The sequence below is a fragment of the Polaribacter glomeratus genome (assembly GCF_002954665.1).
GTDB classification, from domain to species: Bacteria; Bacteroidota; Bacteroidia; order Flavobacteriales; family Flavobacteriaceae; genus Polaribacter; species Polaribacter glomeratus.
Genome location: NZ_MSCM01000001.1, coordinates 1,060,344 through 1,067,085, shown reverse-complemented (window position 1 = coordinate 1,067,085; position 6,742 = coordinate 1,060,344). Strand labels below are relative to the sequence as shown.

Here is a 6,742-nt window from a genome sequence, read left to right as displayed (position 1 = left end):
ATTTTAATTACAAATTATACTAAAAAAACAATTTTATATTCGATTAAATATTTTTTTATCTCGAATTTACACTAATCTAAATTGAAGCTTAAAAAGGGAAGTTTAAGCAACGTAAGATTTTTAGCTATTTCCATTATGTGGATGCATATAAAATCAAAAAGACACCAAGCATAATACCAATTAAAGGGATTAATTTCTTTCGTTTATTTTGTTCTTTAAAAATAAGTCCGCCTAAAACAACCGCAATTAATAACTGACTTCTTTTAATCGCAGAAAGCAGCATAATTAAAGCATCCGGATCTTGTAAGGCTTTAAAATAAAAATAATCTGCTGTTTGTAAAAGAACACCCACGCCAATAATCGTCCATCGGAATTTAAAAGCGGCTCGTTTCTTCGGATATGGGAACCATGTTATCGCTAGAATACAAAGTAAAATTAGTAGCGTATACCAGCAAAACCAAAATTGTAAAGTTTGCGGATTTAAGAATAAACTTTGGATTAAAAATTTGTCATACAAACCACTAGAAGCACCTAAAAATGTAGCACCTATTATGGCAAATATCCATTTATTACGTTTAAAAATGATGCCTTCCTTTTTACCAACTCTTGAATACAATAACACCGAGAAAATAATCAAACAAAAACCAATCCATTGCATAAAATTAGGTCGTTCGTCATAAATTAAAATAGCACCAATAAAGGTAAAAAACGGTCCAGCAGATCGAATAGGGGCAACAATAGTAATAGGCAAATGTTTTAAAGCTTGAAAAGCTAAAATCCATGAAGCTGCCATAATCATTGACTTTATAAAAATAAAACCATGCGTTTTCCAAGGAATATCAGTAATAAAAAAACCTATTTCTTTGGTGAATTCAGGAGCATACTGAGAACTTATAAAAAGCGGTAACAATAACAAAAAACCAGCAATGATAGTACCGAAAAGAACTGGGAAAACTTCGTTTCCTTGCACTGCATGTTTCTTACATAAATTATGTAATCCTAGAAAAAGAGCAGCTAATAAGCCTAAATATATCCACACGGCGCGAATATAGTTTTTTAAGTTATTTTAGGGGTATACTATTTATCATTTTACTCTTTATTTTGGTTTTTACAGAAAGTTCTTGCAGGTAAAAAAAACTGCGATAAGCTCAGAAAGAAATTGTGAATAGTCAAGTCCTATTTTGATTAGGAATAAAGAGGATTTTCATCAAAAGAAATTACAAGCAGTCTCTAATTTTATTACGTGGAATTTATCTTAATAGAAGTTGAAAGGTAAATATCAGGTTCTGAAACTAAAAACTAAAACCACCTATTTGTTTCGTTTTCATTGTCAACTCTTTATTTTATAGCTATTTTTAACGTTTTAAAATCGTGATTGAAAAATAAAAAGAAATGGTGTTTAAAAAGGTTTTGTTGGTAGTGTTTTTACTTTATAGTTTTGTTTTTAAGGCACAAATTAAATACCCACCAACTAAAAAGAAACCTGTAGTAAATCGTTACCATTCTGTAGAAATTACAGACGACTATCAATGGTTAGAAGATGCAGGGAACCCTGAAGTGGTAGACTGGGTAAAGGATCAAAATAAAATAACTGTAAAATACTTACATAAACTAGCGAATTCTAATGGTGCTAGAGCTAAAATGAAATCCTTTCTTTGGAGTCAAATGGAGTATGACAACTTAGTTGAAAACAAAAAAGATCAAGAGTATTATTTTAAATTAATGTATCCGGGTAGAAACTCTCCCTTAAATATTTATTACACCAAAGGAAACAAAACAAGTTATCAGCATTTATTAGGACCTAATTCTATTTCTACCAAAGACCGAATTATTTTCACCCATTTAGATCCTTCTGAAGATGATCGATTTTTAGCCTATCAATACAATAGAAATGGAAGCGATTGGAAAGAAATTAAAATAGTAGGCATTAAAAAGAGGCAGTTTTTTAAAGAGGTTTTAACAGAAGTTATAGCGCCGCAAATTAATTGGTACGGACAAGGTTTTTTCTATATAAAAAATAAATACAATGCAGAAAAAGTAAGCAGAAGTTTCCCAGAATTACTATACCATACTTTAGATACAGAGCAAACTGCAGATACTAAAATTTTTAATGTAGATACAAAAGATGAGTTTCTAAGTTTGTATGGAGTTGGTGAACAAAGTTTGTATATTCTTAAAAAATCTGATAATTCTAAAGATAATTATAGTTACTATTATTTAAGACCTAAACAAGCTATAAGAGAGTTTACACCTATGTTTACAGATATTAAATATAACATGTCTGTTCATTATTTTGAAAACGATACCGTATATGCGAGTACAAATATTAAAAATAAAAAATATGTAATTAGTTTTCCAATAAACGAACCTAAAAAATGGGCATTACTAACACCTTCTTACAATGGTGCTGTATTTACAAGTGCTGTTTTTGCGGATAAAAAAATAGTAACGTCATTTCAAATGGAAAACTCATCTTTATTAACAGTAACCAATTTTAAAGGTAAAGTGCTAGGTGAGCTTGTTACTCCAGAAGGATTAGCGGTTAGTAATTTGAAATATAATGAAGAAAAAAAGGAATTGACATTTAATTTGTCTTCCTACACAGTTCCATCAGTATCGTGTAAGTTGGACTTAACTACCTACAAATTTTCATATTTAGGTCAAAAAGCAGTTGCTTTTGATTCTTCTAAGTATAAATTTATGAGAACAACTTTTGATGCACACGACGGCGTAAAAGTCCCTATTTTTATTGTGTACAAAGATTCTTTGCCTAAAAACGGAACGACCCCTTTTCTACTGAATACTTATGGTGGTTATGGCGTTATTGCACAACCATCTTTTAACCCAGGTGTTATTTCTTTTATAGAAAATGGAGGTGCATTTGCGTATGTACACGTTAGAGGCGGCGGAGAGTTTGGTTTTGATTGGTGGCAAGAAGGAAGAAATTTAAAGAAGAAAAACGGTATTTTAGACTTTACAAAAGCAGCCGATTTTTTAATTGCTGAAGGATATACAAAACCTAAAAAAATAGGAATTATGGGTAGCTCTCACGGCGGAATGGTAACAGCAGCTGCACTAATGGAAAGACCAGATTTATTTGGTGCTGCTGTTATAAATGTTGGAGTTTTAGATGTACTGCGTTTTGAAAAAACAGAAGCAGGCGCGCACTTTACAAATACAAGTGAATTCGGAACTGTTAAAAATGAAGAAGAATTTACAAATATGCTTTCGTATTCTCCACTGCAAAACATAAAAGATAATGTAAACTATCCATCAACATTAATTATAACAGGTACAAATGATTCAAGAGTACCGCCTAATCATTCTTACAAGTTTGCCGCTAAATTACAAAACGGTTTACAACAAACGAACCCTATTCTATTATGGACGCAAGAGAATGAAGGGCATTATGGCGCAAGTCAGTACAATACGTATACAGAAGAACTTACTTTCGTGTATACTTTTTTAAGCAGAGAGCTCAACAAAACAGAGTAAGAAAATAGCTTTATTATGTTTTCTATGCTAAATTTAAGTATTTGTTTTATCCACAGACAATCAAAAAAGTAATTTATTTTTGTGCATCTCTAAAACTTGAATTACTTGGTAATTCAAAAACTTCTAAATTAAAATGAGGAACAGCTGCAATAATATGATCAAAGATATCTGCCATAATGTATTCGTAGTTTTTCCAACGTTTATCGCTGCTAAAAGCATAAATTTCTATAGGGATTCCTTTCGCTTCTGTAGCCAATTGTCTAACCATAATTACCATGTCTTTATTGATACCAGAATGTGTTTCTACATAGGTTTCAATATATTTTCTAAACACACCAATATTGGTAAGATTTCTTCCGTTTAAAAGCACTTCTTTGTTAATGTTATTCTTTGTATTGAAGTTATCAATATCCGCTTGTCTAGTTTCTAAATAGTTAGAAATAATATGTATTTTTTTTAATTTATCTAATTCATCCTTAGATAAATAATGGATACTATCTAGTTTAATACTTAAAGCTCTTTTTATGCGCCTTCCGTCAGAGTTTTCCATACCTCTCCAGTTTTTAAAGGAATCAGAAATTAATGCATATGTAGGAATCGTTGTAATCGTTTTATCAAAATTTTGAACTTTTACAGTTGATAAGTTGATTTCAGAAACATCTCCGTCGGCGCCATATTTTTCAAAGGTAATCCAATCACCAATTCGCACCATATCGTTAATAGAAACCTGTATGCTAGCAACAAAACCGAGAATAATATCCTTAAAAATTAGAATAATAACAGCAGAAGCAGCACCAATAGTGGTTATGAATTTAATAAATTCAATACCCGTAATAATTGCAAAAGCAGACAATATACCAATTACCCAAGCAAATATCATAAATACTTGTATGTAACTATCTATAGGTTTATCGTTTAAACGGGGCAAGGTCTTAAAGTAGTCTTTAAGGGTATTTAAGAGACTTCGGGCAACCCAAAGTATAAGAATAATGGTAAATACTTGCAATCCTTTTTGAGCAATATTTTCAAAGTATTTAAAGTCAACAAAAACATACGGAACAAGTTCTAAAACAATGATTAAAGGAATGATATGTGCAATATTTCGGGGTGCTTTATTTTGTACCAATAAATTATCGAAATTGGTTTCAGTTTTTGCAGCAAACTGTGTAAACAATTGCACTATAATTTTTCGAATGATAAAATCAACTAAAAGAGCCGATACTAATAGCGCAATTACTAAAACAATCATGTTTAAGTATTTGGCTGATGCAATTGGCATTCCTGTAGTTAGTAAATAATCATATAAAAGATGTTCAATATTCATACGTAGGTAGTTTTTAAAACAAAGTCCATGAGGTTAGAAAATACGGTCTTGTAATAGACTGCAAAAGTAGGTATTCTAGGATGTAAATAGGCTTCTTTGCGAAGTTATCTTTCTATTGAATCCTTTAATTTAGTAGTGAAATAAACCAATCATTTTACCATCTTTGTACCATGCATCCATCGATTACAAAACATATTTATTCACATATTAAACCAACAGGGTTTGATATGGAATTATTTAAAGCGGCTTTAAATGAAATATCTGTTTCTAAAGGACAATTTTTATTGAAGCCTGGCACCCATGTAAAACATGAATATTTTGTAATAAAAGGCTGTTTAAAGGGCTATTATATGGACGACAAGGGCCATAAGCACATCATTCAATTTGCTATAGAAAATTGGTGGATTGGAGATTTTGATGCCTTTTACAACCAAGTGCCTTCAAAATTATATATCGAAGCTATTGAAGACTCGCAATTGTTATCGATTAATTATGATCGTCTTCAAGAAATTTATGAAGAAGCGCCCATTTTTGAAAGGTATTTTAGAATTTTAGTAACGAAAGCTTTTATCTCTCAACGAAAACGCATTTTGTCTACGCAAGAAAAAAACACACAAGAACGGTACCTTGAGTTCTGCACATCGTATCCAAATATAGAAGATCGAGTTGCTAACTATGACATCGCTAATTACTTAGGCGTTAGTCCAGAAAACTTAAGCAGGGTTCGTAAAAACATAAAAAGTTAAATTGCTCTTAATTGATCTAAGTCAATGAGATTGTTGTGTTCATATCTTAAATTTGTTTTAATTAACAATTTAGATACTAAAAATGAGCAAGCAACATTTATTAACACCCTATACTAAAAATATAACTTTAAAAAATCGTGTTGTCATGGCACCTATGACACGAAGTAGAGCAGATAACGAAGGCAATGTACCTACAGACGAATTACACGGTTTGTATTATGAGCAACGTGCTTCGGCAGGTTTAATTATTACAGAAGGCGCGCAAGTATCCAAGCAAGCGGTCGGGTACATTTATACTGCAGGTATTTATTCTGATGAACAAGTGGCAGGCTGGAAAAAAGTAACTAAACGTGTGCATGATGCAGGCGGAAAAATAGTTATCCAACTATGGCATGTGGGTAGAATGTCGCATCCTGATTTTCATAACGGCGAATTACCTTTATCAGCATCCGCTTTAAATCCAGAGGCAAAATCATTTACTCCAGAAGGATTTAAAGACACCGTTACGCCTAAAGAAATGACGATTGAAGATATTAAAATAACTGTTCAAGATTTTAAAAATGCAGCTGCGAATGCAGTAAAAGCAGGTTTTGATGGGGTAGAAATACATTCTTCGAACGGGTATTTATTTCATCAGTTTTTTAATGGATCTTCTAATAAAAGAACCGACGCATACGGCGGAAGTACAGAAAACAAAGCTCGTTTCTTTTTTGAAGTGTTGGATGCATTAAAAGAAGTAATTCCGCAAGAAAAAATTGGAGCACGCTTCAATCCTTCTTTAAATGGTTTATTTGGGATGACGATGGATGAAGATACAATTCCGACTTTTGAATACATCATTAAAAAATTAAACAATTATAATTTAGCATATGTGCATTTATCAGAACCATTTACCGATGTTTCAGAAATACCGTATGCAGTTTCAGAAATTGCAAAACATTTTCGTCCTTTATACAACGGTACGTTAATGATAAACACCTCGTTTGATCAAGAAAAAGGGAATAAAATAATTGAGGATGGTTTAGCAGATTTAGTAGCTTATGGCAAGCCTTTTATCTCTAATCCAGATTTAGTAGCACGTTTTGAAAACAACTTGGCGTTAGCCGATTGGGATCAAGATACGTTCTATACAACAGGGGCAAAAGGATATACAGACTATCCAAACGCTTCAAAATAA

Annotated in this window: 5 protein-coding genes; 3 read left to right on the top strand and 2 right to left on the bottom strand. The window is 31.8% G+C overall.

Annotation, left to right across the window (positions count from 1 at the left end; genetic code table 11):
• Positions 1-133: 133 nt before the first annotated feature.
• Complete coding sequence (locus BTO16_RS04535) at positions 134-1,039, bottom strand: EamA family transporter (RefSeq protein ID WP_105020450.1); 906 nt, start codon at positions 1,037-1,039, stop codon at positions 134-136.
• A gap of 353 nt (positions 1,040-1,392) precedes the next feature.
• On the opposite strand from BTO16_RS04535, the gene BTO16_RS04530 reads away from it, so the two are divergent.
• Positions 1,393-3,495: a prolyl oligopeptidase family serine peptidase gene (locus tag BTO16_RS04530; protein ID WP_105020449.1), complete on the top strand. Its 2,103-nt coding sequence runs from the start codon at positions 1,393-1,395 to the stop codon at positions 3,493-3,495.
• A 73-nt stretch (positions 3,496-3,568) separates the two neighbouring features.
• Here the strand turns inward: BTO16_RS04530 and BTO16_RS04525 are convergent, their stop codons facing one another.
• Positions 3,569-4,819: a mechanosensitive ion channel family protein gene (locus BTO16_RS04525; protein ID WP_105020448.1), complete on the bottom strand. Its 1,251-nt coding sequence runs from the start codon at positions 4,817-4,819 to the stop codon at positions 3,569-3,571.
• A gap of 170 nt (positions 4,820-4,989) precedes the next feature.
• Between BTO16_RS04525 and BTO16_RS04520 the strand changes: the two genes are divergently transcribed.
• Together BTO16_RS04520 and BTO16_RS04515 are read left to right on the top strand one after the other, a co-directional pair.
• On the top strand, positions 4,990-5,565 hold the full coding sequence (locus BTO16_RS04520) for a Crp/Fnr family transcriptional regulator (RefSeq protein ID WP_105020447.1): 576 nt from the start codon (positions 4,990-4,992) through the stop codon (positions 5,563-5,565).
• Positions 5,566-5,647: 82 nt separating this feature from the next.
• Positions 5,648-6,742 (top strand): alkene reductase, encoded by a 1,095-nt coding sequence (locus tag BTO16_RS04515; RefSeq protein ID WP_105020446.1) that lies wholly within the window; start codon positions 5,648-5,650, stop codon positions 6,740-6,742.